Annotated in this window: 28 protein-coding genes and 1 pseudogene; 12 read left to right on the top strand and 17 right to left on the bottom strand. The window is 63.0% G+C overall.

Going from position 1 to position 25,116, the window contains the following annotated elements; genetic code table 11:
- Nucleotides 1-69: 69 nt before the first annotated feature.
- From NVV79_RS20740 to NVV79_RS20755, 4 genes are read right to left on the bottom strand one after another with little or no spacing between them, the layout of a single operon-like run.
- Nucleotides 70-240: a hypothetical protein gene (locus NVV79_RS20740; RefSeq protein WP_303993604.1), complete on the bottom strand. Its 171-nt coding sequence runs from the start codon at nt 238-240 to the stop codon at nt 70-72.
- An 8-nt stretch (nt 241-248) separates the two neighbouring features.
- On the bottom strand, nt 249-1,523 hold the full coding sequence (locus NVV79_RS20745; RefSeq protein WP_303993608.1) for a hypothetical protein: 1,275 nt from the start codon (nt 1,521-1,523) through the stop codon (nt 249-251).
- Entirely contained in the window at nt 1,524-2,213 is a 690-nt protein-coding gene (locus NVV79_RS20750; protein WP_303993609.1) for a class I SAM-dependent methyltransferase, read from the bottom strand.
- On the bottom strand, nt 2,210-3,181 hold the full coding sequence (locus NVV79_RS20755) for a glycosyltransferase family 2 protein (protein WP_303993611.1): 972 nt from the start codon (nt 3,179-3,181) through the stop codon (nt 2,210-2,212). Before NVV79_RS20755 ends, NVV79_RS20750 begins: the two co-directional genes overlap by 4 nt.
- 220 nt (nt 3,182-3,401) lie before the next feature.
- Here NVV79_RS20755 and NVV79_RS20760 point away from each other — a divergent pair, with 220 nt between their 5' ends.
- From NVV79_RS20760 to NVV79_RS20810, 11 genes are all read left to right on the top strand, one after another.
- Nucleotides 3,402-4,469, top strand: coding sequence for an acyltransferase family protein (locus NVV79_RS20760; RefSeq protein WP_303993613.1), 1,068 nt, complete (start codon nt 3,402-3,404; stop codon nt 4,467-4,469).
- A gap of 162 nt (nt 4,470-4,631) precedes the next feature.
- Nucleotides 4,632-5,303, top strand: a complete 672-nt coding sequence (gene purQ / locus NVV79_RS20765) for a phosphoribosylformylglycinamidine synthase subunit PurQ (protein WP_303993616.1) — start codon at nt 4,632-4,634, stop codon at nt 5,301-5,303.
- Nucleotides 5,303-5,959 carry a Pr6Pr family membrane protein gene (locus NVV79_RS20770; protein WP_303993617.1) on the top strand — a complete coding sequence of 219 codons (657 nt, stop codon included), beginning with the start codon at nt 5,303-5,305 and terminating at the stop codon, nt 5,957-5,959. The genes purQ and NVV79_RS20770 overlap by 1 nt, the downstream gene beginning before the upstream one ends.
- On the top strand, nt 5,956-8,193 hold the full coding sequence (gene purL, locus NVV79_RS20775) for a phosphoribosylformylglycinamidine synthase subunit PurL (RefSeq protein ID WP_303993620.1): 2,238 nt from the start codon (nt 5,956-5,958) through the stop codon (nt 8,191-8,193). Before NVV79_RS20770 ends, purL begins: the two co-directional genes overlap by 4 nt.
- A gap of 77 nt (nt 8,194-8,270) precedes the next feature.
- Nucleotides 8,271-8,822 (top strand): hypothetical protein, encoded by a 552-nt coding sequence (locus tag NVV79_RS20780; RefSeq protein ID WP_303993624.1) that lies wholly within the window; start codon nt 8,271-8,273, stop codon nt 8,820-8,822.
- 91 nt (nt 8,823-8,913) lie between these two features.
- Nucleotides 8,914-9,147: a BolA family protein gene (locus NVV79_RS20785; RefSeq protein WP_146289523.1), complete on the top strand. Its 234-nt coding sequence runs from the start codon at nt 8,914-8,916 to the stop codon at nt 9,145-9,147.
- Nucleotides 9,148-9,153: 6 nt separating this feature from the next.
- Nucleotides 9,154-9,471 (top strand): DUF6665 family protein, encoded by a 318-nt coding sequence (locus NVV79_RS20790; protein ID WP_303993629.1) that lies wholly within the window; start codon nt 9,154-9,156, stop codon nt 9,469-9,471.
- On the top strand, nt 9,468-10,094 hold the full coding sequence (locus tag NVV79_RS20795) for an HAD-IA family hydrolase (protein WP_303993632.1): 627 nt from the start codon (nt 9,468-9,470) through the stop codon (nt 10,092-10,094). Before NVV79_RS20790 ends, NVV79_RS20795 begins: the two co-directional genes overlap by 4 nt.
- 109 nt (nt 10,095-10,203) lie before the next feature.
- Nucleotides 10,204-10,539, top strand: a complete 336-nt coding sequence (gene grxD, locus NVV79_RS20800) for a Grx4 family monothiol glutaredoxin (protein WP_303993634.1) — start codon at nt 10,204-10,206, stop codon at nt 10,537-10,539.
- A gap of 146 nt (nt 10,540-10,685) precedes the next feature.
- Nucleotides 10,686-11,903: an MFS transporter gene (locus NVV79_RS20805; protein WP_369684753.1), complete on the top strand. Its 1,218-nt coding sequence runs from the start codon at nt 10,686-10,688 to the stop codon at nt 11,901-11,903.
- Nucleotides 11,904-12,029: 126 nt separating this feature from the next.
- A complete protein-coding gene (locus NVV79_RS20810; protein WP_303993639.1) occupies nt 12,030-13,283 on the top strand; it encodes a multidrug effflux MFS transporter in 1,254 nt (417 codons plus the stop codon).
- On the opposite strand, the gene NVV79_RS20815 is transcribed toward NVV79_RS20810, so the two are convergent.
- The 8 genes from NVV79_RS20815 to NVV79_RS20850 form a co-directional block, all read right to left on the bottom strand.
- Nucleotides 13,277-13,909, bottom strand: coding sequence for an ATP-dependent Clp protease proteolytic subunit (locus NVV79_RS20815; protein WP_303993641.1), 633 nt, complete (start codon nt 13,907-13,909; stop codon nt 13,277-13,279). The genes NVV79_RS20810 and NVV79_RS20815 overlap by 7 nt on opposite strands.
- Nucleotides 13,910-14,086: 177 nt before the next feature.
- Nucleotides 14,087-14,419 (bottom strand): SRPBCC domain-containing protein, encoded by a 333-nt coding sequence (locus tag NVV79_RS20820; protein WP_303993644.1) that lies wholly within the window; start codon nt 14,417-14,419, stop codon nt 14,087-14,089.
- Nucleotides 14,416-14,730: a helix-turn-helix transcriptional regulator gene (locus NVV79_RS20825; RefSeq protein ID WP_303993647.1), complete on the bottom strand. Its 315-nt coding sequence runs from the start codon at nt 14,728-14,730 to the stop codon at nt 14,416-14,418. The genes NVV79_RS20820 and NVV79_RS20825 overlap by 4 nt, the downstream gene beginning before the upstream one ends.
- A 237-nt stretch (nt 14,731-14,967) precedes the next feature.
- Entirely contained in the window at nt 14,968-15,771 is an 804-nt protein-coding gene (locus NVV79_RS20830; protein WP_303994354.1) for an inositol monophosphatase, read from the bottom strand.
- A gap of 11 nt (nt 15,772-15,782) precedes the next feature.
- Nucleotides 15,783-16,649 carry a tRNA 2-thiocytidine(32) synthetase TtcA gene (ttcA, locus tag NVV79_RS20835; RefSeq protein ID WP_303993650.1) on the bottom strand — a complete coding sequence of 289 codons (867 nt, stop codon included), beginning with the start codon at nt 16,647-16,649 and terminating at the stop codon, nt 15,783-15,785.
- A gap of 63 nt (nt 16,650-16,712) precedes the next feature.
- Complete coding sequence (locus tag NVV79_RS20840) at nt 16,713-17,789, bottom strand: putative transporter (RefSeq protein WP_303993653.1); 1,077 nt, start codon at nt 17,787-17,789, stop codon at nt 16,713-16,715.
- Between the two features lie 144 nt (nt 17,790-17,933).
- Entirely contained in the window at nt 17,934-18,551 is a 618-nt protein-coding gene (rpsD, locus tag NVV79_RS20845) for a 30S ribosomal protein S4 (RefSeq protein ID WP_303993655.1), read from the bottom strand.
- 170 nt (nt 18,552-18,721) lie between these two features.
- A complete protein-coding gene (locus NVV79_RS20850; protein WP_303993657.1) occupies nt 18,722-19,018 on the bottom strand; it encodes a DUF1330 domain-containing protein in 297 nt (98 codons plus the stop codon).
- 380 nt (nt 19,019-19,398) lie between these two features.
- On the opposite strand from NVV79_RS20850, the pseudogene NVV79_RS22710 reads away from it, so the two are divergent.
- A pseudogene (locus NVV79_RS22710) lies at nt 19,399-19,731 on the top strand (CPBP family glutamic-type intramembrane protease); the annotation flags it as partial.
- A gap of 219 nt (nt 19,732-19,950) precedes the next feature.
- Here the strand turns inward: NVV79_RS22710 and NVV79_RS20860 are convergent.
- The 5 genes from NVV79_RS20860 to NVV79_RS20880 form a co-directional block, all read right to left on the bottom strand.
- On the bottom strand, nt 19,951-21,192 hold the full coding sequence (locus NVV79_RS20860; protein ID WP_303993662.1) for an MFS transporter: 1,242 nt from the start codon (nt 21,190-21,192) through the stop codon (nt 19,951-19,953).
- Nucleotides 21,193-21,286: 94 nt separating this feature from the next.
- A complete protein-coding gene (locus NVV79_RS20865; protein ID WP_303993665.1) occupies nt 21,287-22,072 on the bottom strand; it encodes an RNA methyltransferase in 786 nt (261 codons plus the stop codon).
- A 4-nt stretch (nt 22,073-22,076) separates the two neighbouring features.
- Nucleotides 22,077-23,501 (bottom strand): sensor domain-containing diguanylate cyclase, encoded by a 1,425-nt coding sequence (locus NVV79_RS20870; protein WP_303993668.1) that lies wholly within the window; start codon nt 23,499-23,501, stop codon nt 22,077-22,079.
- Nucleotides 23,502-23,697: 196 nt separating this feature from the next.
- Nucleotides 23,698-24,294 (bottom strand): GNAT family N-acetyltransferase, encoded by a 597-nt coding sequence (locus tag NVV79_RS20875; RefSeq protein ID WP_303993670.1) that lies wholly within the window; start codon nt 24,292-24,294, stop codon nt 23,698-23,700.
- A 141-nt stretch (nt 24,295-24,435) separates the two neighbouring features.
- Complete coding sequence (locus NVV79_RS20880) at nt 24,436-25,002, bottom strand: GNAT family N-acetyltransferase (protein ID WP_303993673.1); 567 nt, start codon at nt 25,000-25,002, stop codon at nt 24,436-24,438.
- Nucleotides 25,003-25,116 lie beyond the last annotated feature (114 nt).

The following is a 25,116-nucleotide window of genomic DNA, read 5'->3' on the forward strand; positions in this document are numbered from 1 at the left end:
TCTCTCTCGGTCATGTTCTTCGCCACCCTTGGCCTGCTTTTCGCAGCTTACGCCTCGGTTCCGGTCTAGTCAGAGCGCCTTGCGCTTAAGGATCTGCAGCGGCCCCGTTTCGGGACCGACCTGCGCCAGCAGCGCATAGCCGGACAGCATGACAGCGATCTCGGGATCCTGGCGCGCCCAGCCGATCCAGTCGAACTGGTCTCCGCCAGCAAGGATGATATCGGGCGGATTGGCCAGCATGTCGTCCCTCAAGCGGCTTCGCTCATAGGTTTCCAACGCCACCATCTCTCGCACGACAGCAGGATCAGTGGTGGCAATTCGCTGCCTGACGGCACCAAGCGTAATCCACAGGCATGGTCGGAATTGACCAGCGTTCCATCGAGGTCGCGGTGCAGCGGGCTGGCGATCTCCAGTTGCGAGGTGAGGTTTGCGATCTTGAGACCAGGCCCGAGCGACGCCAGCACATCCAGCGCTTCATTGCGCAAGCTGTTGCCCTGAATGGCGTGAATGCCGGGCGCTGCAAGCAGGCACACTGCCAGGGCAATCGGAATGGCCTTGCCCCTGCCCTGCGCGTTGCGATCAACGAAACATTGCGCAAAGACCAGGCCGAGCAGCAATTGCGTGGGCAGCAGGTGGTAGACAAACCCCTTGCCCTGAACCAGGTAGGCGAGAAAGAAGCCCAGGGCTGCGGCGATATATTGGCCATTGGGACCGCTGATCATCTCACGCCGGTAGAGCAGCACAAGGCCAGCCAATATCAGCCAGATCGGCACCAGCGGCAGCCCGAATACCAGGGAAACCAATGACGCCCGATCCGCCAGATAGGCGGTCGAAGCCAGCGGCAGCATGGTGCTGAAAAAGCTGGGAAACCAGACCCAGACGGCGAGCCAGTAGGCGATGAGCACCAGCCCGGCAAGCACATGTTCCGGATTGAAGATTGCTCGCCAGGACCGAGCCCGGAACGCGCTGTAGAGGGCTACAAGCAGGATCGGCAGGGCAAAATGCGGCTTGATGGTCATGACCAGGCCCGCAGCCAACCCGGCAATCACCATGTGGGCAAACGCCGGTGCCCGCCCGGTGTTGCGCAACGCGCTGACGGCAAGTGCCGGTAGCAGCAGAATGACGGCAATATGCTCGCGTTCGCCGAAATTCTGGCCCGGCAGAATGGTCAGGGCCACACTGGCGATGAGCCACCAGGTGCTTGTATTCGACACCAGTTCGCCACGGCGCAGAATGGCGGTGCCGATTGCCAGAGCAAGCACAGCCAGCAGCAGCACCGCAGCAACCATGATGGGTTCGGCCGGCGCGCCAAGGGCCTGGGCCAGCGCCACGAAGGGCAGGTAGAGCAATGCCGACATCGGCGGATTGAGCTCGTAGATGTCGATATAGAGGTGCTGGCCCGCCAGCATCCGCTCGCCGACGGTCAATAGCCACGAAACATCGGGGTTGAGCCCACCCACCATCTGGATGGCGAAGGCCAGCAGAATGACCGCCACCACCGCCAGTCGAAGGACAAGCGGCATCTAGGCGAACCCGATGGCTGCGTATTGAGCGCCCAAAGGCAGTTTGGTGAGGAAACTCTCCAGCCGCCGCGCCCATGGCGCCGCTGTAGGCAGGAAGAGGAAGTTCTCGATGGAGGCATCGGAAAAGCCGGCCTCCAGCATGGTGCGGCGTGTACGGCGCTGCGACAGCAGGACCGCGTCGGCATCGAATGCGCAGCGGGCCACGGCTAGTCGGGTAAGCGGATTGAACGGATTATGCTCGATCACCACCGCGATCCCGCCGGGCCGCACGACGCGGCGCATCTCGCGGAGAAAGGCCTGCCACTGGGCCGGCGGAACGTGGTGCATGACACAGACCGTCAGCGCGATGTCGAACTGCCCATCGGCATAGGGCAAAACGTCCGAGGCGCTGGTGTCATAGCGGGCGAAACCATTTTCGCGCCGCGCCCGCTCCACCGATTTTTCCGACACATCGCAGCCGGTGATCGTGCCGAACATGCCTTGCAGGTGTGGATGCAGCCGCCCCACGCCGCAGCCGATATCGAGAAGGTCGAGCGCATCAGGATTCGCAAAATGCCGGCGCGTGATCTTGAACAGCAGGTCCGCCTTGGCCGCCATGAAGAAATCATGCCGCAAGCCGGAAAAGCTTATCGACTGCTCGACAATGCCCTCGTAGCCGGCCTCGATTTCATCGAATTGCGCATCGCTCATCCGGTGGCCCGCTTCCCGGCAACGCCTTCCGCCTCGAAACCAATCTTCCGGGAAACGACATAGAGCGGCCGCCGCTTTACCTCGGCATGAATGCGGCCGACATAGAGACCCACGACCCCGGTCAGCAGCATATTGACGCCGCAAAGCAACGAAATCACTACGATGGTGGACGCCCAGCCATCGACCAGCCCGTCGGTCCAGAACAGCGCCCGCAACAGGACATAAACGCCGTAGGTGAGCGAGCCCGCCGACACGATCGCCCCGGCCCAGATGGCGAGCCGCAATGGCGCATCCGAAAAGCTGATGATGGCGCTGGCGGCCAGGCTCAGCATCTTGCGCAGTGGATATTTGCTGACGCCGGCTGCCCGCGCTTCCCGCTCATAGGGCACTGACGCCTGGCGGAAACCGATCCAGGCGAACATGCCGCGCACATAGCGATTGGTTTCCGGCAATTGCAGGAAGGCATCCACCGCAGCGCGATCCACCAGGCGGAAGTCGCCGACATCCTGCGGAATGTCGATCGCCGCCAGACGATTGACGACCCGATAGAACAGATGGGCCGTCGCGCGCTTGAGCGGGCTTTCCGCAGCGCGGGATATGCGCTGCGCATAGACGACCTCGTAGCCCTCCCGCCACTTCGCGATCATGGCGAGGACGGTTTCGGGCGGGTCCTGCAGATCGGCATCCATGATGATGACGGCCTGACCGCGCGCTGCCTCGAGACCCGCCGTGATGGCGATCTGGTGGCCAAAGTTGCGTGCCAGGCGAAGATAGCAATAGCGATCGTCCTCGCGCGCGAGATTGGCGAGGAACACCGGGCTTGAATCGCTGCTGCCGTCATCGATGAAGATGACTTCGGCGGGCTCACCCACTTTGGCCAGCAGGCGCTCCAGGCGGCGCAGAAGCAGAGGAATGACTGCTTCCTCATTGTAAACCGGGATGACAAAACTGTAGATTATCTCGCGCATTTCGCACCCCGAGGCCCGCCGTTACCTTCGCTTTCAAAGCTTAATCCGCGTTTAACTTCGGCTGCACACATACCCGTTGCAGCCAACGGCGGCATTGCAAGCAAGCCATTAGTTAAATTCTTACCAGTTAAGCATTTTTCTTAATCCTGCCGGCAAGTCGTTACCCGCGATAAGTCATGGGGGGAATACTATACGCCCCAGCTTTACGAAGGGGCATGACATGGCAAGCGGCAACCGTCTCGACTGGGTGGACATGGCCAAGGGCATATCCATCTTTCTCGTCGTCATGATGTATGCGGCCTCCAGCGTCGGCGAAGATACCGGCGGCGTGGGCGCGCTGCATTGGGCCATCGCCTTTGCCACCCCCTTCCGCATGCCCGAATTCTTCCTGATCTCCGGCCTGTTCCTGTCGCAGGTGATCGACCGGCCGTGGAACGCCTATGCCGATCGCCGCGTGGTCCACTACCTCTATTTCTATGCACTCTGGGCGGTGATCCATATCGTCTTCAAGGTGGGCCTCTTGGCCACCGATCCGGTCGGTGCGGTCGAGCAGATCGCCTGGGCGGTGGTCCAGCCCTATGGCGTGTTGTGGTTCATCTACATGCTGGCCGCGGTCAGCGCCGTCACCAAGCTGCTGCACGATCTGAAAGCACCGGTCTGGGGCGTGTTTGGTATCGCCGCCATCCTGCAGGTGGCCGATATCCACACCGGCAGCTATCTTGTCGACCAGTTCGCCGAATATTTCGTCTTCTTCTATGCCGGCTATGTGCTGGCGCCGCATCTGTTCCGGCTGGCGGGCTGGGCCACGGACCATGCCGCGCTGGCGCTGGTCGGGCTGCTCGTCTGGGCCGTCCTCAATGCCGCCCTGGTCTTTTCGCCCGGCTTTGCCATGCATCCGATCCATCCGGTCATGGGCTATGCCGGCCTGCCGGGCCTGCATCTGCTGCTGGCGCTGGTTGGGACCGCGGCCCTCTGCACCATCGCCGCTTTGCTGACCCGCCTGCCCTTTATGGACTGGCTGCGCTGGATGGGGTCGAAATCGCTGGTGATCTATGTCGCCTTCGTGCTGCCCATGGGCATTTCCCGCACGCTGCTGATCAAGCTGGGGATGGATGAGCCCACCGTGCTGAGCCTCCTCATCATGGCGATCTCGATCGTCTCGCCGCTGGTGCTCTACTGGATCGTGCAGCGCATCGGCTTCGGCCGCTTCCTGTTCGACCGGCCCGACTGGGCTCATCTGCCTGGCACCGGCCGCCGCGCCGCGCCGATCGCAACTCCGGCGGAGTAGTATCACCTCGAAAGGAACGGCCATGCGGGCATAGCCCTTATGGCCTTCTCACCTCAAATTGCTCCACGGGAGCAATTTGTCCCTGCGGGCACGGTTCGAAGCTTGCCTTTTTCGCCAAGACTCAGCACAAGGGCCTCGCACCCCCATAGCGAGGACCAGTCGATGAAATCCGCTGTCATCGTCTTCCCCGGTCTCAATCGCGACCGCGACATGATCGCGGCGCTGACCAAGGTTTCCGGCACCGCCCCCACAACGGTCTGGCATCAGGATGCCGATCTGCCCGATGATGTTGACCTGATCGTCATCCCCGGCGGCTTTTCCTATGGGGATTACCTGCGCTGCGGTGCCATCGCCGCGCGCTCCCCCATCATGGACAAGGTGCGCGAGCGGGCTGCCAGGGGCGTCAAGGTGCTCGGCGTCTGCAACGGCTTCCAGATTCTCATCGAGGCGGGCCTGCTGCCCGGCGCCCTGATGCGCAACATGAGCCTCAAATTCGTCTGCCGCGAGGTCAAGCTCGAAGTGGTCAATGCCGATACCGCCTTCACGCGCGGCTATAGCCAGGGCCAGGTGTTCCGCTGCCCCGTTGCCCACCACGACGGCAATTATTTCGCCGATGCCGAGACCATCGCCCGCCTCGAAGGCAACGGCCAGGTGGCCTTCCGCTATGCCGAAGGCACCAATCCCAACGGCTCGATCAACGACATTGCCGGCATTTTCAACGAACAGAAAAACGTGCTGGGCCTGATGCCCCACCCGGAAAACCTGATCGAAGCCGCCCATGGCGGCGACGATGGACGAGCGCTGTTCTCGGGCCTATTGGGCCAAGCCGCCTGATGAACCTGCGCGCGCCCGTCAATCCGCGGACGCTCCTCACCTGGCTGGGCCTGCTGTTCGGCGCCGCCGGTCTCATCCTGCAATTCACCATCTCGATGCAGTCCATGCTGGGCAGTGGCCGCGACCTCTTCGGTTCGCTGGGCGCCTTCTTTTCCTACTACACCATCCTCACCAACATCGTCCTGGTGCTGATCTACCTCTCCGAGGTCCTGCCTGCAGGCTGGCTGGCGCTGTTCCGGCACCCGGTTTTGCGCGGCATGATGGCGGCGAATATCGCGCTGGTCGCGCTCTACGTCTTCTTCGTGCTCCGCTACCTGTCGGTGTTGACCGGCCTGTTCCAGGTGGCGGATTCCATCCTGCACTACCTCTGCCCGGTTCTGTACCTGCTGTGGTGGCTGATCGCCCAACCCCATGGCAACCTGCGCTGGGGCAACCTGCCCGTCATGCTGGCGCCGACGCTGGTCTATTTCCTCTATGCCATGGCGCGCGGCGCCTGGGTGCAGGAATACCCCTATCCCATCCTCAATGCGATCGAGCTTGGCTACGCGCAGGTCGCGCTCAACGCGGTCTATATGACAGCCGGCCTCGCCCTGCTCACCCTCATCGTCATCGCACTTGATCGCCTCCTGGCCCGCCCTTCCCGGACACTCCAATGACCTCCTATCAGAACAACATCGCCATCACGCCCCAGCTCGTTGCCGATCACGGCCTCAAGCCCGACGAGTTCGACAAGATCGTTGCCCTGATCGGTCGCCAGCCGACCTATACCGAGCTCGGCATCTTCTCGGCCATGTGGAACGAGCATTGCTCCTACAAGTCGTCCAAGAAGTGGCTCAAGACCCTGCCGACATCGGGGCCGCGCGTCATCCAGGGGCCAGGTGAGAATGCCGGCGTGGTCGATATCGGCGATGGGCAGGCCGTGGTCTTCAAGATGGAATCGCATAACCACCCCAGCTATATCGAGCCCTATCAGGGGGCGGCGACCGGCGTTGGCGGCATATTGCGCGACGTCTTCACCATGGGCGCCCGTCCTGTCGCGGCGATGAACGCGCTGCGCTTCGGTTCGCCCGACCATGAAAAGACCCGTCATCTCGTGTCCGGCGTCGTGGCCGGCGTCGGCGGTTATGGCAATGCCTTCGGCGTGCCCACCGTGGGCGGCGAAGTGGAGTTCGACGAGCGCTATAACGGCAATATCCTGGTCAACGCCTTCGCTGCGGGCCTCGCCGATACCGACAAGATCTTCTATTCGGAGGCCAAGGGCGTCGGCCTGCCAGTGGTCTATCTCGGCGCCAAGACGGGCCGCGATGGCGTCGGCGGCGCCACCATGGCGTCGGCCGAATTCGGCGACGATATCGAGGAAAAGCGCCCCACCGTGCAGGTCGGCGACCCCTTCACCGAAAAGCGCCTGCTCGAAGCCTGCCTCGAACTGATGCAAACCGGCGCTGTCATCGCCATCCAGGACATGGGCGCGGCGGGGCTCACCTGCTCGGCCGTCGAAATGGGCGCCAAGGGCGATCTCGGCATCGAACTGGACCTCGACAAGGTGCCGGTGCGCGAAGTGCAGATGACGCCCTACGAGATGATGCTGTCGGAATCCCAGGAGCGCATGCTCATGGTGCTGCATCCGGAAAAGGAAGCCGTGGCTCGCGCCGTGTTCGAAAAGTGGGAGCTGGATTTCGCTACGGTCGGAAAGACGACCGACGACCTGCGCTTCCGCGTGATGTGGCAGGGCGCAGAAGTCGCCAATCTGCCGATCAAGGAACTCGGCGACGAGGCCCCCGAATATGATCGCCCCTGGACCGAGCCGAAGACACCGGCTCCGCTTGCATCGGGCGATGTGCCGCAAATGGGCGTGGCCGATGCCCTGCTCAAGCTCATGGGCAGCCACCAGATCGCCTCGCGCCGCTGGGTCTATGAGCAGTATGACACGCTGATCCAGGGCAATTCCCTGCAGCGCCCCGGCGGCGATGCCGGCGTGATCCGCGTCGAAGGCCACACCAGCAAAGCCCTGGCCTTCTCGTCCGACGTGACGCCGCGCTATTGCGAAGCCGATCCCTATGAGGGCGGCAAACAGGCGGTAGCCGAATGCTGGCGTAACCTGACGGCCACGGGTGCTGAGCCGCTGGCGGCCACCGACAATCTCAATTTCGGCAATCCCGAACGCCCCGAAATCATGGGCCAGCTCGTCCATGCCATCAAGGGCATCGGGGAGGCCTGCACGGCGCTGGACTTCCCCATCGTCTCGGGCAATGTGTCGCTCTATAACGAAACCAATGGCCGCGGCATCCTGCCGACTCCGACCATTGGCGGCGTCGGCCTGCTGCCTGACTGGAACAAGATGGCGCGTATCGGCTTTGCCGGTGCCGACCAGGTGATCCTGCTGGTCGGCGCCCCGGCCAGCCGCGGCACCCATCTCGGCCAGTCCGTCTACCTGCGCGACCTGTTCGGCCGCAAGGATGGCCCGGCGCCCCATGTCGACCTGGCGCATGAAAAGCGCACCGGCGATTTCGTCCGCAACCTGATCCGCTCCGGCGTGGCCACTGCCTGTCACGACCTCAGTGATGGCGGCCTGGCCGTTGGCCTGGCCGAAATGGCCGTGGCTTCCGGCATCGGCGCCACCATCACCGATCTCGAAGACCAGAACCCGATCCTGCAATATTTCGGCGAAGATCAGGGTCGCTACCTCGTCACCGTCGATCTCGACCCGCAAGGCGAGGCCCTGGCCGCCCTGTGGCGCGACGCCGAAGCCGCGGGTGTTTTCGCGCCGTGGATCGGCACGACCGGTGGCCCGGACCTGGTGCTCGGCGCGGCCCGCCCGGTGCCAGTCGCCGCGCTCAAGGCAGCCCATGAAGGCTGGTTCCCCAGCTACATGGATGGCGTGGCTGCATAATCCGTGCATCTGCCTTATGATCGCCGCTCTTTGGAGTGTTGTGGCATCCAGGGGCGGCGTCATTAGTGGAGATTACGATGAGATTTGTACCGGCAATTGTGGCCCTGTCCCTCAGCCTGTTGCCGGCGGCCGCCTATGCCCAGACGGCCGGAATCAGCGGCTCTCCCCTGCCCGACCAGCCCTATACGCTGATCTATCCCGACGTCATGGTGACCAGCGGGGAAGCCGGTGGTCCGCTGACCATCAATCATCCTGCCCTGCCGCTGCAATGCGTGCTGACCGTCGTGCCGGTCGAGGATACGGGCTGGACTGCCGAAGGCGCCCTCGCAGCGCTTGATGCGACAACGGTTGCGGCCGGTTGGAACGAGGCCTTCCCGGGCTTCACGCTCGGCGCCAGCCTTGTCACCAACTATCAGAGCAATCCCGCCCTGCAATATGAGGGCACCAGCACCGGCGGCGAACAAGGCCCGATCACGCTGGTTCACACCGAAACCGTCGATAACGGCAACGGCTATACGCTCGATTGCTTCTACGCCACCGAAATGGCCGCTGACGCGCGCCCCGTCGTCGATGCCATCATCGCCAATTTCTCCACAGAGCAGGACGCGCAACCCGTCGTCACGCCCTGATCGCCGCCCAGCCATGTTGAAGGTGCGGCACCCCCATGCCATATCATGGGCGTGGTCCGGCATCGTGCCGGCGTTATTGAGGAGTTGAGCCATGGCCATGGATGCCAGCGAAATCGAGCGGCGGATCAAGGCAGCTCTTCCTGATGCCCAGGTCGATATCCGCGACCTGGCCGGCGATGGCGATCACTACGCCGCCACTGTCGTGTCCGAGCAGTTCCGCGGCAAGTCGCGCGTGCAGCAGCACCAGATCGTCTATGCCGCCCTGCAGGGCGATATGGGCGGAGCCCTTCACGCCCTCGCCCTGCAAACCAGCGCTCCGGAATAATCCATCGTGTCGCTGCGTGACTCGCTCGACTTGATCCGCACCGTCCGGCCCGAGGCCGGCACTTCGGCCCTCGAACACGAGATCATGGCCGAGCGCGCCGCCTCGCTCGGTGCCGCCGAGCAGCGCGTTACGCAAGCCATCGCCGCGCTCGCCGCCGCGACCGATGACCGCGACACTTGCCTGGCGCAGGCCCGCAAGACCGTGTGGGAATATTTCGTGCAGCGCGAACTGATCGGCTTCCGCAAGCACAATGAAGTGATTCAGAACCTCAATATCCCTGGCGAAGTCCTTGCCGGGCTTGGCGCAATGGTCAAGCGTCCATGACGCGGGCCGTCTTCTTCGATGTCGACGGCGTGCTGGTGCATGGCATGCATGCCCGCCCCGAGCTGAGCCGGCGCTGGGATACGTCATTGCTGGCCGATATGGGCGTCGATCCCGTGCGTTTTACCAACGAATTCATCTTCGATGTCTTCATCAAGAAGGTAATCGTCGGCAAGATGTCCGTCATCGAGGCGCTGGAACGCCATCTGCCATCACTGGGCTACAAGGGCTCGCCGATGGTGTTTCACCATTATTGGCTCATGCAGGACAGCGTCCTCAACCAGCCGCTGCTGGACCATATCCGAACGTTGCGCACGCGGCCGGATATCCGCCTCTATATTGCGACCAATCAGGAGCATCTGAGAGCCACCTGGCTCTGGAGCCATCTCGGTCTTGGCGACCTGTTCGACGACATCTTCTATTCCGCCCGCGCCGGTGTGCGGAAACCCGAAAAGGGCTTCTTCGACTTCGTCGAGCAGCGCATCGGCCCACAATCCGAGCCGCCGCTCTTCTTCGACGACACGCCAAAGGTGATCGACGGCGCCCGCGCTCGTGGTTGGGAGGCTGTACTGTTCGACACCGTGGACGACTGCACATCCCACCCATGGATCGCCGCGCGGCTCTAGTCACAATCATCGCCCATTGCCGATGGCGATCTCGACAGCGCCCGACTCCTGTCCTATTTAGAACAACAGCAAAGCGGCCCTTAACCCCGCCCCTCGAAAGGTTTTCGCCATGACCGACATCAACGCCTTCATCGACGACAAGGTGAAGAACAACGACGTGTTCCTCTTCATGAAGGGCTCGCCTGACTTCCCGCAATGCGGCTTTTCCGGCCAGGTCGTGCAGATTCTGAACTATCTCGGCGTCGACTACGGCAGCGCCAATGTCCTCGAAAGCGAAGAGCTGCGCGACGGCATCAAGGCCTATACCAACTGGCCGACCATCCCCCAGCTCTATGTGAAGGGCGAATTCGTCGGCGGCGCCGATATCGTGCGCGAGATGTTCCAGGCCGGCGAACTTCAGTCGCACCTGACCAATGCCGGCATTGCCGTCAAGCAGACCGCCTGATTTCCTGCTTCTTGCCTATAGCAAGCCCGGCCCTTGGCCGGGCTTTTCGTTTGCATCACAGAGATTGATGACCTCTATTCCGCATTATCACTTTGCGGAATGACGGCACGGGCGTAAATAGAGCATCCACCTTTCGGATGCTTCCCATGACCACGTCCGCCCTTCGCCCCGCAGTCCCGCTGCTCGTGCTGATCCTTGCCGGCTGCATCATTGCCGCCGTGGGCAATGGCATTCGCAGCAGCTTCGGCCTGTTCACCCTGCCGATGACCGGCGATCTCGGGCTGACGCGCGAAGGCTGGGGCATGGCCATGGCCATCCAGAACCTGGCCTGGGGCATTGCCCAACCCTTTGCCGGCGCCTGGGCCGATCGCGTCGGCACCGGCCGCACCGTCGCCGTGGGTCTTGCCGTCTATGCAGCGGGCGTCCTGGCCATGGCCTTTTCGCCCGACACTGGCTGGCTGACGCTGACCGCGGGCGTGATCGCCGGCGTGGGCATTGCCGTCAGTTCCTTCTCCGTGGTCATGATCGCCTTCGGCCGCGCCGTGCCCATGGAAAAGCGCTCGCTGATCTTCGGCGTGGCCACCGCCGCCTCGTCCTTCGGACAATTCGCCTTCGCCCCCATCAGCCAGGGCTTCATCAATGCCTTCGGCTGGCAATCGGCACTGGTCTATCTGGGCGTGGCCTTGCTGCTGGTCATTCCGCTGAGCTATGCCCTGCGCGGCCGCACCGAAAACCCGGTCGGCCATGCCGACCTGCCCTTCATGGAAGCCTTGTCGCGCGCCTGGGGCCACGGCTCCTATCGCCTGCTGGTCATCGGCTTCTTCGTCTGCGGCTTCCACCTGGCCTTTATCAATGTCCACATGCCCGCCTATCTGGTGCAGTGTGGCCTCTCGCCCGAAGTCGGCTCCTGGACCATCGCGGTCATTGGCCTCTTCAATATCGCCGGCTCGCTCCTGGCGGGCTATCTTGGCGGGCGCCTGCCCAAGCAACTGCTGCTGGCCACCATCTATTTCCTGCGCGCCGTGGCCATCGGCCTGTTCCTGCTGATTCCGGTCAGCGAGGTCACGGCCTATGCCTTCGCCGCCGCCATGGGCCTGCTCTGGCTCTCCACCGTTCCGCTCACGGCCGGCCTCGTCACCCTGTTCTTCGGCGCGCGCTATATGGGCATGCTCTATGGCGTTGCTTTCCTCAGTCACCAGATCGGCTCCTTCGTCGGCGTCTGGCTGGGCGGCTATGTCTATGACCAGACCGGCTCCTATAGCCTGGTCTGGTATCTCGGTATCGTGCTGGGCCTGGCTTCGGCGGCGGTGCATATCCCGATCAACGAACGCAGCGCCTCCAGCTTCGCCCTAAAAACGGCCTAGGGCGGACAGATCTCAACCATCGGTTTTTACCGATATATAGTCTTGCAAATGTCGTCTTGCGGGTTCATGGTCCGCGCCTGATTTCCGGCGCCCATTTCTTGCGGCGACACCATTCCAGGTTCCTTTATGTCCGATCATTTCACGCGAGTTCTCTCGCGCCCCGAATTCATTGCCCTCATCGCCGCGCTGATGGCGCTCAACGCGCTGGCCATCGACGTCATGCTGCCGGCCCTGCCCTATATGGGCGAGGCGCTCGGCGTCACCAGCGAGAACGAACGGCAGTTCGTCATCTCGGCCTATATGCTGGGCATGGGCATTGCCGTGCTCGGCTTCGGCCCGCTGACCGATCGCTTCGGCCGCCGCGCGCCGCTGCTGGTGGGCATGGGGCTCTACATCATCGCCGCCATTGCCGCCGTCTTCGCCCCGAGCTTCGCCATCCTGCTGATACTGCGCTTCATCCAGGGCATGGGCGCCGCCAGCGTGCGCGTCATCGCCACCGCCGTGGTCCGCGACCGCTATTCGGGCCGCGAAATGGCCGAGGTCATGTCGCTGACCTTCATGGTCTTCATGGCCATTCCCATCATCGCGCCGGGCATCGGCCAGGTCATCCTGCTGGTCGGCGACTGGCACAATATCTTCATCTTCATGGGCCTGCTGGCCGCCGCCTTCTGGATCTGGACCTTCATGCGCCTGCCCGAAACCCTGCCGGAAGCCCAGCGCCGCCCGCTGAGCATCAAGGCGGTGTTCGATGGTTTCCGCATCGTCTTCACCAACCGCGTGGCCTTCTCCTATGGCCTGGCCGGCATGTTCCTGTTCGGCGCGCTGTTCGGCTTCATCAGCTCGTCCCAGCAGATCTATGTCGATATCTATGGCCTGGGCGTCTATTTCCCCGTGGCCTTCGCGGCCATGGCCGGGTTGATGGCGGTGTCGTCCTTCACCAATTCGCGCATCGTCCGTCGGCTCGGCATGCGCCGGCTGTCGCATGGCGCCATGCTGAGCTTCACCGGCTTCAGCGGCATCTGGCTGGCCTTCGCCCTGTCAGGCTTCCTGCCGCTCTGGCTGTTCTTCTCGCTGCTGGCCGTGGTCATGTTCAGCTTCGGCTGGGCCGCCTCGAACATGAACTCGCTCTCCATGGAGCCACTCGGCGCCGTGGCCGGTACGGCCTCGGCCGTGTTCGGCTTCATCCAGACCGTGGGCGGTGCCCTGATCGGCAGCTATACCGGCCAGTTGTTCGACGGCACGACCGTGCCGGCCGCCATGGGCTATTTCGGCATGGGCGTGCTGGCGCTGATCTGCATCCTGGTCGCTGAAAAGGGCCGGCTATTCGGCGTCGGCGAGCAATATGCCCATGCCGACGCCATCCCCGAAGCCGGTCACTGACCGGTTTCGGGCGCCGCGGGTGCGTCGATCTGGCTGCGATCGCTATAGACATGATCGACCAGGCCCCAATCGCGGGCCTGCTCGGGCGTCATGAAGTGGTCGCGCTCCAGCGCGGCCTCGACCTCCTCATAGGTCCGCCCGCAATGCTTGGCATACAGATTATGCATCCGCCGCTTGAGCCGCTGGCTCTCTTCGGCATGCAGCACGATATCGGTCACCTTGCCCTGATAGCCCCCGCTGGGCTGGTGCAGCATGATCGAGGCATTGGGCAGGCAGATACGCGTGCCGGGCTCGCCCGCCATCAGCAGGAATGAGCCGGCCGACATGGCCATGCCCATGCAGAGCGTGCCCACCGGCGCCTTGATGAACTGCATCGTGTCATACATGGCCATGGCCGAGGTCACGACCCCGCCCGGCGAGTTGATATAGAGGTAGATTTCCTTCTTCGGATTCTCCGCCTCGAGGAACAGCAACTGGGCGCAGACCAGGCTGGCCATATTGTCCTCCACCTCGCCATTGACGAAGATGATCCGCTCCCGCAGCAGGCGCGAATAGATATCGAAGGACCGTTCTCCCCGCGTGGTCTGCTCCACCACCATAGGGACGAGTTGCATCATGTCGCGCATCGGCGATTCTCCTTATTCATAGGTGTTGAGCTCAAGTTCTGGACAATATCCCATCGCCTCCCCCCTTGTGGGGAGGGAATGAGGGTGGGGGTATTTCTTGGCGCAGCGTGTGGGGCTCACCCCCACCCTCGGTCCCTCCCCTCAAGGGGGAGGGAGGCGCAGGGGCTGAAACTTCGGCTAGGCGGCCATCATCAGCGGCCCGTTGCTATTCGCCGCTACCGGCACGGCCATCGGCGCATGGGTCAGCCGAAACCAGGTGCCGCCATCGCTGGTCGGCGTCAGCTCGAAAGTCACGAGACTATCCTCCATTCCCACGACGGCGCCCTGTCCGGCCTCGCGCCAGCGATAGGTGAGACTCTTGTTTTCCTCTGCGGTGACGACCGCCAGCTCGATTTCCTGCTCGGGCTTGAGCCAGCGCTCCAGATATTCGGGCACGGTCAGCGCCCGCCAGACCTTTTCGGGCGGTGCATCCAACGCGCATTCGAAGGTGAGCGCATCCGTTTCGGTCATTGATCCATCTCCCTGAGCAGGTCCTTGAGTCCGTCGATCCGGCTCGGCCAGAAAGCGCGATAGCGCGCCAGCCATTCATGCAGCGGTGCCATGCCATCCGGCGCGACGCGATAATGCGCATAGCGCCCCTCGCGCCGCTCGCTGATGAGCCCTGCCCCGCGCAGGACGGCCAGATGCTGGCTCATGGCGGGCTGCGAAATGGCAAAGCCCTCGCGCAGTTCCGTCGCGGTCATCTCAGCCGAAGCCAACCGCTCGAGCATGGCCCGGCGGGTTGGATCGGCCAGCACTTTGAAAATATCGACATCACTCATGCGCAACACATAAGCACACACTTATGAGTTGTGGCAAGGGGGCAGGATTGGCAATGGCCCGGACGTAGGCGGCTAAACAACCCCACCCTCATTCCCTCCCCAAAAGGGGGAGGGAGGCGCATGACTGCAGTCCGGGTTCCGCCCAATGCCTCAGTGTCCACCGGACAGGCTTCCCTCACCCTTGTGGGGAGGGAGTGAGGGTGGGGGTATGGGAACTTCCGCGACCACGGCCTGCCCCTAAAACACGAACACTTCCCGCCGCAACTCATCCCAGGCGTCGTGATTGATCGCCACCAGCAGCCCACCATCGACATGGCTGGGCAGATATGGCCCACCATCCAGCCGGGCGGCATAGGCGCCGGCTTCCTGGCTGATGAGCACGCCGGCCAGATGGTCCCAGGGCATCAGTTTGTTGAAGCAAACGAACTGCGTGTGGCCCGAGGCAAAGGCGCGGTATTCGTGACCGGCTACCCGATAATTGGCCACCATGCGGACCTTGGTGAAGTTGGACAGCACCTGCCCCCGCGAGGCCGCCGGCATAAAGGCCACCGACGACGTGCCCACCATCTGGGCCAGCGGCAGCGGCGCCGCCACGCCAAGGCGCACGGCTTCGCCACCCGGCCGGCGCAGCCAGGCGCCACCGCCCTTCTCGGCCATGACCCAATCGTCTCCCATGGGATCGTAGATGATCCCGGCCACTGTCTCGCCCTTCGAGACGACCGACGCCATGGTGGCGAACAGCGGCAACCCGGCGGCATAATTGGCCGTACCATCGATCGGGTCGACGACCACGGAAAGATCGGAAGTCGCCAGCTTCGGCAGCAGGGCCGGGTCGGCCGCCACCGATTCCTCACCCACGAACAGGGCCTCGGGCATCCATTCCGCAATGCGCGCCTTGATGACCTGTTCGGTCGCCACATCGGCCTCAGTCACCAGATCGATCGCCTCGGTCTTGATATGCACCATACCGGGATCGAGCCGACGAAAGCGCGGCAGAGCTTCCGATCGGGCCGCATCGCGCAGGATGGCGGCCAGTTCCATGAGATCAAAATTCACTTGGAGGTCCTTTTGTCGAACAGGGCGGCAAAGTCGAACAGCCGTGTATCGAGCATATGACTGGCATTGATATTGCCCAGCGCCCGGATCATCACGTCCTTGCGGCCTGGCATGCGCTTCTCGATATCGCCAAGCATGGCCTTCATGGCGTTGCGTTCGAGGCCGTCCTGGGAGCCACAGAGATCACACGGAATGATCGGAAATTCCATGGCATCGGAAAAGCGCTGCAGGTCTTCCTCGGCGCAATAGATCAGCGGCCGCAGCACCTCGATGTCGCCTTCGTCATTGAGCAGCCGCGGCGGCATGGCGGCGAGCTTGCCGCCATGGAACAGGTTCATGAAGAAGGTTTCGAGGCTGTCGTCGCGATGGTGGCCCAGCACCAAAGCCGTGCAGCCCTCTTCCCGCGCGATGCGATAAAGATTGCCCCGGCGCAGCCGCGAGCAGAGCGAGCAATAGGTCGCGCCCTGGGGCAGCTTGTCGGTGACGATGGAATAGGTGTCCTGATATTCGATGCGGTGCTCGATCCCCAGGCCAGCGAGATATTCCGGCAGAATGTGCTTGGGAAAATTTGGCTGTCCCTGGTCGAGATTGCAGGCCACCAATTCTACCGGCAGCAGCCCACGCCACTTGAGATCGAGCAGCAGCGCCAGCATGCCATAGCTGTCCTTGCCGCCTGACAGCGCCACCAGCCACTTCTCGCCCGGCCGCGCCATGGCAAATTTTTCGATGGCCTCACGCGTATTGCGGATCAGGCGCTTACGCAGCTTGTTGAACTCGACGCTCCGCGGCGCATGGGCATAGGCCGGGTGGCCACCGCTCTCCGGTTCGGCCTGTTCGATATCGATGGGCAGGGCTTCGTTCATATCTGCCTCAAAGCAAAGGGGGCGTCGCCGCCCCCTCATAACCCACTCGTCCGGCACGCGCCACTAGATCGGCAGCGGACTGGCTTCCTGCGCATCGGCGGCCACATCATGCCCGGTATCGTACTTGTCCAGATTGCCCTCGAACTCGTGCAGGCGCTTCCAGATGGAGCGTAGCTCGGTCAGGGTGGTCCAGTTGTTCAGCACCACAGAGAAGGCTCCATCCACCTGTCCATAGGCATTGTTGACCTGGAACAGCAGCCCGACCGAAACGGCGCCGGTGAACATGGCCGGCCCGATCATGAGCAGCGGCGTCAGCGAGGTGATCTGGCCATAGGCGTTCGACCACAGGTTGAAATAGCCGTAGTGCAGGTAGAGCCGGAAATAGTTGAAGCGCAGCCCGGTAAACAGGCTGAACAGCGTTTCGGGCTGGGCATGGTGGATCTTGTCATCCTCGCCCAGCACCAGCTCCTTGCGGAATGCGGCTTCCACCTTCTGGTTATTGTATTCCAGGCCCGGCAGGAACCAGCCGACAAACCACGAAATGGCCATGCCGCCGACGCTGACAAGCAAAGCCGCCCAGACGAGCGAACCCGGAATGTCGCGAATGACAGGCAGGTCAACCTGTCCGCTCAGCGTCCACAGAATGGGCAGGAAAGCGATCAATGTGAGTATGGCCCGCAGCATCTGCAGGCCGAGGCTTTCCACGATGCGCGCAAAGCGGTTCGCATCTTCCTGGATACGCTGGGAGGCACCTTCGATTTCGTGCTCCACATTGCGCCAGCGCGGAATGTAGTTCTCGGTGATCGCCTGCCGCCAGCGGAAGCCGTAATGGGAGACCAGGAAGTTGCCGAGCGTGCCCGTCAGTACGATCGGAATGGCTATCCAGATGAATGTCTTGGGCACCACCATGGGGATGACGAAGAATATCCGTTCCCATGCCCATTCCCAGCCGAACAGGGAATGCCAGAATTCGGAGACGTCATGCTCCTGGGCGGTCTGCAGCATGTCGTAGAAGGATCGGTACCAGGCATTGGCCTGCACTGACAGATCGACCTGCAGCCAGATGATCAGGACAATGAAAATGCCCATGCCATAGGCCCATGAGGCCCAGCGGCGGCTCTTGAAGAAGGCGTGAATCATCTGCGTACCCTTAGCGACGTTCCCTTTCGGAACGCGCTCAATCCGTCACAGAATTGTGGCGACGGCAAGCAGGATCGTAAACATGAACAAAAAGTAAGGGCCACTCCGAGGAGCGGCCCTTGCCAATTCCGATATCTGCTTCGCTTAGCGCGAGTAGAATTCGACGACCAGGTTCGGTTCCATCTGGACCGGATAGGGCACATCCGACAGACCCGGCACGCGGGCGAAGGTGGCGGTCATCTTGTTGTGGTCGACTTCGACATAGTCGGGAACATCGCGCTCGGCCAACTGGGTGGCTTCGATCAGCACGGCGAGCTGCTTGGAGCGCTCGCGCACTTCCACCTTGTCGCCGATCTTGACCTGGTAGGACGGGATGTTGACGCGCTTGCCGTTGACCAGGATGTGGCCATGCGACACGAACTGGCGCGCAGCGAACACGGTGGCAACGAACTTGGCGCGGTAGACGATCGCGTCGAGACGGCTCTCGAGCAGGCCGATCAGGTTCTCGCCGGTGTCGCCCTTGACGCGGGCGGCTTCGTTATAGAGCTTCTTGAAGCTCTTCTCGGTGATCGAGCCGTAATAGCCCTTGAGCTTCTGCTTGGCGCGGAGCTGCAGGCCGTAATCGCTGAGCTTGCCCTTGCGGCGCTGGCCGTGCTGGCCGGGGCCATAGGCACGGGCGTTGAGCGGGGACTTCGGACGACCCCAGATGTTTTCGCCGAGACGGCGATCGATCTTGTACTTGGCTGAATGACGCTTCGACATCGCGTATCCTTCTAATAGTTGAATGGATCGCGGCCCTCCTCTGCCTTCCCTGGGGATGGCCGACAGACCCCAAATATTTTGAGAGATCCCGGGTGCGCCTATGGGCCAACGGCCCGGATAGGTGCGCGCCTGATAGAGCGGAAAGCCGCAGGAGTCAAGCAAATGCCCCGCTATGAGGCGCCGCCGCCCTCGACCACCGCGATGTCGGCTATCGCAGCGCCGGTGCGCAAAGGAATGATGGCTTGATAGGCCGCAGAGCGGTAACAGGCCAACGCCTGCTCATAGCTGTCGAACTCGATAAGGATAGCGCGCTTGCGCATCGCGCCTTCGACATCCTCCCGTCGACCGCCCCGTACCAGGAAGCGGCCACCAAACGGCGCCAGTGTTGCATCGATCAGCGCGGAATATTCGCCGTAGCGCTCCGTGTCCTCGACATCGACCTGCGCGATCCAGTAGCCCTTGGCCATCTCTGCCTCCCCTTCTGCCGGGACGCTACGTGAGGCCCACTACGCTGTCGAGCGTTCCCTGGGGCTGGACAGCAACGCCAAACGTCACCACCCTGCCTCTACCGAACCGATGGAGGTCCAGCCTGATCCGCTCCCCCGCCATGCGCGTCGCCATCCTCTGGCTTGCCCTGCTCGCCGTCTTCCATGCGAAGTCCGCCATCGCGACCGCGCTGTTCGGCCCCGACTATGCCGTGGATCGCCACATCGTCATGGCGCTGCTGACGACGGCACTGGCCGTGCCACTGGTCATGCTGGCGCGCCGCTATCTCGACCGGGAACCTATGGCGGGCCTCGGCCTCGCGCTCGAACTGTCGGCCCTGCGCCCCTTCGCCATCGGCGCCATGGCCTGGCTCCTGCCCTTTGCCATCGGGGTAACAGCGTGCCTGGCCTTCGGGTTGGTAACGATTACACCGCTGGCGCCATGGAGCGAAATCCTCGCCTTCGTGCCGCTGTTGATCGTGCTGGTCTTCCTGCTCGAAGCCCTGCCCGAGGAACTGGCCTTCCGCGGCTATATCCAAACCAATCTCGGCAAGATCCTGCCGCTTTGGGCGGCGGTGACCGTGCAGGCGATCTTGTTCGGAAGCTGGGGCGTCGCCCTGTGGTTCCTCTCGTCGGGCGGGATCGATCCGCTGCACGCATCGCTCTTCTACGTGATGGGCGCCATCCTCGGCATGCTTCGCATCATCACCGGCTCGGTCTGGACCGGCATCGGCTTCCACCTGGCCTTTCAGACCATGGCCCAATTGCTGCTGAATGCCGAGCGCGGGCACTTCGTCATCGAAAACGTTGCGCTATTGCAAGTCGTTGCGCTGGGCATATTGCCATTTTCGGTTGCCCTGCCGTTCGTCGAACTGTTCTATCGGCGCAAGGTAGCGTGGCGCGAAAAAGGCCGCCTAGTCGACCATCCGCTTGGCAAGACTGCGCTGCTCGCGCAAGCCGGGGAAAATGCGGCTCCAGATGATGGCGACGCCGATGGCACCGACACCGCCAATAACCACCGCGGCAACCGGCCCGATGAAATGCGCCACCGTGCCGGCGCGGAATTCGCCCAGCTCGTTCGACGCCCCGATAAACACCGAATTGACCGCATTCACCCGCCCGCGCACTTCCTCCGGTGTCCAGAGCTGCATGATGGTCTCGCGAATGGTGACGCTCACCATGTCGGACGCGCCCACCAGCGCCAGTGCCGGAATGGAAATCCAGGCTGTGGTCGACAGCCCGAACACCACGGTGAACAGGCCGAACAACCCGACGAACAGGAACAGCAGCTTGCCGGCATGGTCTGTAATGGGAAACCGCGTCAGGAACAGCGCCATGGCGATGGCGCCGATACCCGGCGCCGCACGCAACAGGCCCAGCTCCTGCGGCCCCGCATGCAGGATATCCTTGGCATAGACCGGCAGCAGCGCCACGGCGCCACCCATCAGCACGGCGAACATGTCGAGCGAGATGGCGCCTAGCACCACCTTGTTGGAAAAGATGTAGCGGAAGCCGCCAAAAATGGTTTCGAGGCTGGTCGCCTGGCCCGACCCGCGTTGCGCCGGCTTTGGAATCAGCAAGACGCTGACCACAGCGAGCATCAACAGCGTTCCGGCCGTACCAAACGCCACCGTGGGCGAGATGCCGTAGAGCAGGCCGCCGGCGGCCGGCCCCATGATCGAGGCCATTTGCCAGGCAGAAGCATTGACGGTGATGGCGTTGCTCAACGCCTCAGGCGGCACCAGATTGGGCGCCAGCGACTGGGCCGCGGGCCCCCAGAAGGCACGGGCGGTGCCCAGTACGATCAGGATGCCGAAAATCGGCCAGACCTCGTGCGCCTCGGCATTGACGAAAGCGAGAAACCCCAAGGCACAGAGCAGTTCGACGCTGAGGCAGACGGCCATGATCATGCGGCGGTTGAAGCGGTCGGCAGTGAGCCCGGTCAGGAGAATGAGCAACAGTGCCGGCAGGAACAGGCTGAGCCCGACCAGCCCAAGCAGGAACACATTGCCGGTGACATCGTAGATCTGCCAGGCAATGGACACCGACATGATCTGCACGGCGAAGCTGACCAGCAGCGTCGTCAGCCAGAAAAAGCGAAAGCCCTTATAGGTGAAAGCGAGGCGGGACGGCGCGACGGGAACGGCGGTGCTCATGCTCTGGAAGTGCCATGGCGCCGAAGCGCAGTCAAAGCCGTTCCGGCGAAATCCGTTCGGCCATAAGAAAATATGCGGCGCTGTATCCCGCCGGTTACTTCTGTCGGTTGGGATTGGGCCGCTGGTGGCGGCGATCGATCGATGAAATCACCCCGCGCAGGGTGCGAATCTCCTGCGACGAGAAACTGCCACGCGTCAGCGCCGTGCGCAGGTTGTGCACCATGCTGGGCTTCTTCTCCGGCGTGGTGAAGAAGCCGGTCTGGTCGAGAACGCCTTCGAGATGTTCGAACAGCCCGACCAGTTCGCTCTTGGGCGCCACCTCGGAAAGCCCGCTGCCGAAGGGCAGGGTTTCCGCCTGCCCCGATTGCCGCCGCCACTCATAGGCCAGGATCAGCACAGCCTGCGCAATGTTGAGCGAAGCAAAGGCCGGCTCGACCGGCAGGGTGACGACGGTATCGGCCAGCGCCACTTCCTCATTGAGCAGGCCCCACTTTTCGCGGCCAAACAGCAGGCCCACGCCCCGCCCGGCGGCGACCTGAGCCGCCATGCGCTGTGCGGCGACATCGGGGCCGATCACTTCCTTCTGCAGGTCGCGCGACCGGGCCGTGGTGGCCAGCACCAGTTCGAGATCGGCAATGGCCGCTTCCAGCGTTTCGAACACCCGTACGCGTTCGATGACATGGTCGGCACGCGAGGCGGCGGCCACCGCCTTCTCGTTGGGCCAGCCGTCGCGCGGTCGCACCAGGCGCAGGTCCCATAGGCCGAAATTGGCCATGGCTCGCGCCGCCGTACCGATATTCTCGCCAAGCTGCGGCTCGCACAGGATCACTGCCGGCGATGGCCGCAACTCGATTTTGATGGATGTATCGGTTCCAGCCATGACGTCAGTATCCCTGCATTTCCCGTGGCGGGACCTGGTAAACCTCGACCCGGTTCCGGCCCGCCCGTTTGGCGTCATACATGGCCCGGTCGGCCAGGGAAATCATTTCAGTGATCGGCGGCGCGCCAGTGGCCGAGAAGGCAAGGCCAACACTGACAGTCACGCTTTGCACGTCATCGCTGTCCAGCACCACCGCCAGGTTTTCGACGGTATGGCGAATCCGCTCGGCAACCGCTGCCGCCTCACGCAGGCTGATCCGCGGCAGCACGAGAGCGAATTCTTCGCCCCCGATCCGGCCGAACAGGTCGCCCTGGCGAATGGACGCCTTGATGGCGGCCGCCACCGCGACCAGCACACGATCTCCGCCGGCATGACCATGCGTATCGTTGATCTGCTTGAAGTGATCGGCATCGACCAGCAGCACTGCTACGGGCGCCTGTTCCGCCACCAGGGCCTCGCGGAGCAGACGGCTCTTTTCTGTAAATGCACCGCGCGTCAGGGCGTCGGTCAACTCGTCGTGCTGCGCCAGGCGCAAGAGCCTATCCATCTGGCGGCGGCGCTCGACATTGGCGCTGGCCACCATAACCGGCCCCAACGCCACAAGCGCGATACCCAGATGCACCGCCATTGTCGATGCGCCACTCACGCCATAGGCGAAAAAGCCCAGCTTGAGTCCCAGCATAGCCAGGCCTGCATAGAGCATTACCAATATGCTTGTCGCCACCATCGGCAGCGAGAGCGCGCACCATATCAGGGCGGGCACAGGAAAGACGATGGCGACCGAATGGGGCACGATCAGGCTCAGGGCGACGGCTACGACCAGCGCGGCAATCGGCGCCACCTGCGCTCCGGGCCGTCCGATCTGGATGCCTGCCGCCGGCCAGGTCAGCACCACCGGTATCAGGGCTAGATAGTTCACCAGCTCCGCAGCGAACCACGCGGACCAGCCGTCGAAATAGCCTCCCGACACGAGTCCCGCCATGGCCGCACCACCGGGCACTGCGCCGCTTGCCGAGCCTGCGATGCTGGCGACCAGAAGCACAACCACACCCTGTGGGCGTGACAGCGAACGGTCCTGGTCGCTGCCAGTCCGCAACATGACGGCAACCGTTGCGGCGCCGATGATATTCGCCAGCGTCATCAACCAGGCCAGGCCGAGCTGGTCACCGACAGCGATCGCGGCCGCCATGTAGCCTGCGGCGGCCGCGAGCAGGATAGAGATACGACTGAGCAGCACATTGCGCAGCAATATGCCGACAAGTACGGCGTTGGCCGGCCAGAACGCAGCCAGAAAACCGGTCGGCCGGGACAGGCTGCCGAGCAGCGCCGCGACAAAGACCAACGCGGCAATCAGGATGATTTGACGGGTATGCTGCCTCAGCGCGTCGATCAGGCGCTTGCTGGCACTGGCCGCAAAAATGGGGGCCATGGGGGTCCTCAAATATTCACCTGGACGCCGCGCCGAACACCTGACCCCCTCGATCCTGTATTCTCCGAGAACGCTGCGCCTCAACCAGACGTTAGAGCAGACCCTGTCCCCGCGTCAGCATGAAAGTCATGCCAGCCATGCAGTTTTTCCAAGTGGTGCGCACTATCCAAGATGGCTAGTTTTTCGCGCGCGCGTACTACGCGACGCGGTGGCGTATCGGCAGATCCCTGACCTTCGTGGACCGTTGCCACTCCCGGTCGAGAATGGCGAAATGCAATTCCTCGTCCCACTCGCCCTGGAACAGGGCATGTTCCCGGTAATGTGCTTCGAGCCGCATGCCCAGCCGCTGCATCAGCTTGATGGAATGGTGATTGCGGCCATCGCTGCGCGCAAACACCCGGTGGATGCGGAAATGATCGAAGGCCAGATCGAACAAGGCCGCCAGCGCCTCGCCGGCATAGCCCTGCCCCGCATGGGCCGGATTGACCACGAACCGCACCTCGCCCTGCCCCGCCGTCGCGTCGGCCCACAGCAGTGCCACATGACCGACAAGCGCCTGGTCGCCCTTGCGGATTACCGCCAGTGTCAGCGTGTCACCCGGCCGCTGCAGGCTCACATGCTCGCGCATGATCTTGAGCGCCCCGGCAATCTCCCCACGGTCGCGCGTGCGACTGAAGACATAGCGTTGCACCGATGGCAGCGCATGATAGGCGCAAAGGCCATCGATATCGCCACGTTCGAAGGTTCGCAGGGTCAGACGGTCGGTGTGAATGGGCAAAATCAGTGACGTCATGGCAGCTGCGATCCCTCCGCAAAGTCGTTGCAAGCCCAAAGCCTCCAACGCCGCCGGAGTCGCGGAAGTTCCTGCCGCCTTCTGGAAAAGAATACTAATGGGTGGCGCCCGCCGTCGGGCATGGTGAAGGGGCCAAAAAGCCTAGTTTCGGCGCCCCAGCCATTCGCGGCGCAGCATGGCATAGACGAACTCTTCGTCCCACTCGCCCTTGAACAGGGCGTGCTCGCGAAAATGCGCTTCCCGCCGCATGCCCAGCCGCTCCATCAGTCGCCACGAGGACCCGTTGCGCACATCGCAGCGCGCCGAAACGCGATGCAAGTCACCCGGACCGAAGGCGATATCCAGCAGCGCCGTGGCCGCTTCGGTGGCATAGCCCTGCCCCTGATAGTCCGGGTCGAATATCCAGCCGACCTCGCCCTGCCGTGCATCGGCGCTGCGCAGGATCAGCGATACCTCGCCGATGACGCTGGCGATCTGGTTGAGTTCCACCGCCAGGATGATCTTGTCGCCGTCGCCTTCCAGCGCCACCTGGCCGATGCGCTGCTGCACCGCCAGCGCGCACTCTTCGCGGCTCAGGGCCACATCGAACAGATAGCGCGCCACGTCCTCCCGCCGCCGATAGGCATAGACGGCATCGACGTCGCCTCTCGTGAAAGGACGCAGTGTCAGCCGCTCGGTGCGGATCGGATAGTCTGGATAGAGCGCCATGCCTCCCCCGTTTTGGCGCCGCACTCTCGCCCAGTCGGGCGCGCAAAGGCAAGACCGGCCTTGCCGCCGGTGTGGCTGCGTGCCAGCCTCATGCCATGTCCAGCTCAGAACACC

The organism is Devosia ginsengisoli, assembly GCF_024707105.1.
GTDB lineage: Bacteria > Pseudomonadota > Alphaproteobacteria > Rhizobiales > Devosiaceae > Devosia > Devosia ginsengisoli_A.

Coding starts and splice junctions, on each gene's coding strand:
- NVV79_RS20740 (WP_303993604.1), bottom strand. CDS start 240: ATGCTGGCCAATCCGCCCGATATCATCCTTGCTGGCGGAGACCAGTTC.
- NVV79_RS20745 (WP_303993608.1), bottom strand. CDS start 1,523: ATGCCGCTTGTCCTTCGACTGGCGGTGGTGGCGGTCATTCTGCTGGCC.
- NVV79_RS20750 (WP_303993609.1), bottom strand. CDS start 2,213: ATGAGCGATGCGCAATTCGATGAAATCGAGGCCGGCTACGAGGGCATT.
- NVV79_RS20755 (WP_303993611.1), bottom strand. CDS start 3,181: ATGCGCGAGATAATCTACAGTTTTGTCATCCCGGTTTACAATGAGGAA.
- NVV79_RS20760 (WP_303993613.1), top strand. CDS start 3,402: ATGGCAAGCGGCAACCGTCTCGACTGGGTGGACATGGCCAAGGGCATA.
- purQ (WP_303993616.1), top strand. CDS start 4,632: ATGAAATCCGCTGTCATCGTCTTCCCCGGTCTCAATCGCGACCGCGAC.
- NVV79_RS20770 (WP_303993617.1), top strand. CDS start 5,303: ATGAACCTGCGCGCGCCCGTCAATCCGCGGACGCTCCTCACCTGGCTG.
- purL (WP_303993620.1), top strand. CDS start 5,956: ATGACCTCCTATCAGAACAACATCGCCATCACGCCCCAGCTCGTTGCC.
- NVV79_RS20780 (WP_303993624.1), top strand. CDS start 8,271: ATGAGATTTGTACCGGCAATTGTGGCCCTGTCCCTCAGCCTGTTGCCG.
- NVV79_RS20785 (WP_146289523.1), top strand. CDS start 8,914: ATGGCCATGGATGCCAGCGAAATCGAGCGGCGGATCAAGGCAGCTCTT.
- NVV79_RS20795 (WP_303993632.1), top strand. CDS start 9,468: ATGACGCGGGCCGTCTTCTTCGATGTCGACGGCGTGCTGGTGCATGGC.
- grxD (WP_303993634.1), top strand. CDS start 10,204: ATGACCGACATCAACGCCTTCATCGACGACAAGGTGAAGAACAACGAC.
- NVV79_RS20805 (WP_369684753.1), top strand. CDS start 10,686: ATGACCACGTCCGCCCTTCGCCCCGCAGTCCCGCTGCTCGTGCTGATC.
- NVV79_RS20810 (WP_303993639.1), top strand. CDS start 12,030: ATGTCCGATCATTTCACGCGAGTTCTCTCGCGCCCCGAATTCATTGCC.
- NVV79_RS20815 (WP_303993641.1), bottom strand. CDS start 13,909: ATGCGCGACATGATGCAACTCGTCCCTATGGTGGTGGAGCAGACCACG.
- NVV79_RS20820 (WP_303993644.1), bottom strand. CDS start 14,419: ATGACCGAAACGGATGCGCTCACCTTCGAATGCGCGTTGGATGCACCG.
- NVV79_RS20825 (WP_303993647.1), bottom strand. CDS start 14,730: ATGAGTGATGTCGATATTTTCAAAGTGCTGGCCGATCCAACCCGCCGG.
- NVV79_RS20830 (WP_303994354.1), bottom strand. CDS start 15,771: ATGGAACTGGCCGCCATCCTGCGCGATGCGGCCCGATCGGAAGCTCTG.
- ttcA (WP_303993650.1), bottom strand. CDS start 16,649: ATGAACGAAGCCCTGCCCATCGATATCGAACAGGCCGAACCGGAGAGC.
- NVV79_RS20840 (WP_303993653.1), bottom strand. CDS start 17,789: ATGATTCACGCCTTCTTCAAGAGCCGCCGCTGGGCCTCATGGGCCTAT.
- rpsD (WP_303993655.1), bottom strand. CDS start 18,551: ATGTCGAAGCGTCATTCAGCCAAGTACAAGATCGATCGCCGTCTCGGC.
- NVV79_RS20850 (WP_303993657.1), bottom strand. CDS start 19,018: ATGGCCAAGGGCTACTGGATCGCGCAGGTCGATGTCGAGGACACGGAG.
- NVV79_RS20860 (WP_303993662.1), bottom strand. CDS start 21,192: ATGAGCACCGCCGTTCCCGTCGCGCCGTCCCGCCTCGCTTTCACCTAT.
- NVV79_RS20865 (WP_303993665.1), bottom strand. CDS start 22,072: ATGGCTGGAACCGATACATCCATCAAAATCGAGTTGCGGCCATCGCCG.
- NVV79_RS20870 (WP_303993668.1), bottom strand. CDS start 23,501: ATGGCCCCCATTTTTGCGGCCAGTGCCAGCAAGCGCCTGATCGACGCG.
- NVV79_RS20875 (WP_303993670.1), bottom strand. CDS start 24,294: ATGACGTCACTGATTTTGCCCATTCACACCGACCGTCTGACCCTGCGA.
- NVV79_RS20880 (WP_303993673.1), bottom strand. CDS start 25,002: ATGGCGCTCTATCCAGACTATCCGATCCGCACCGAGCGGCTGACACTG.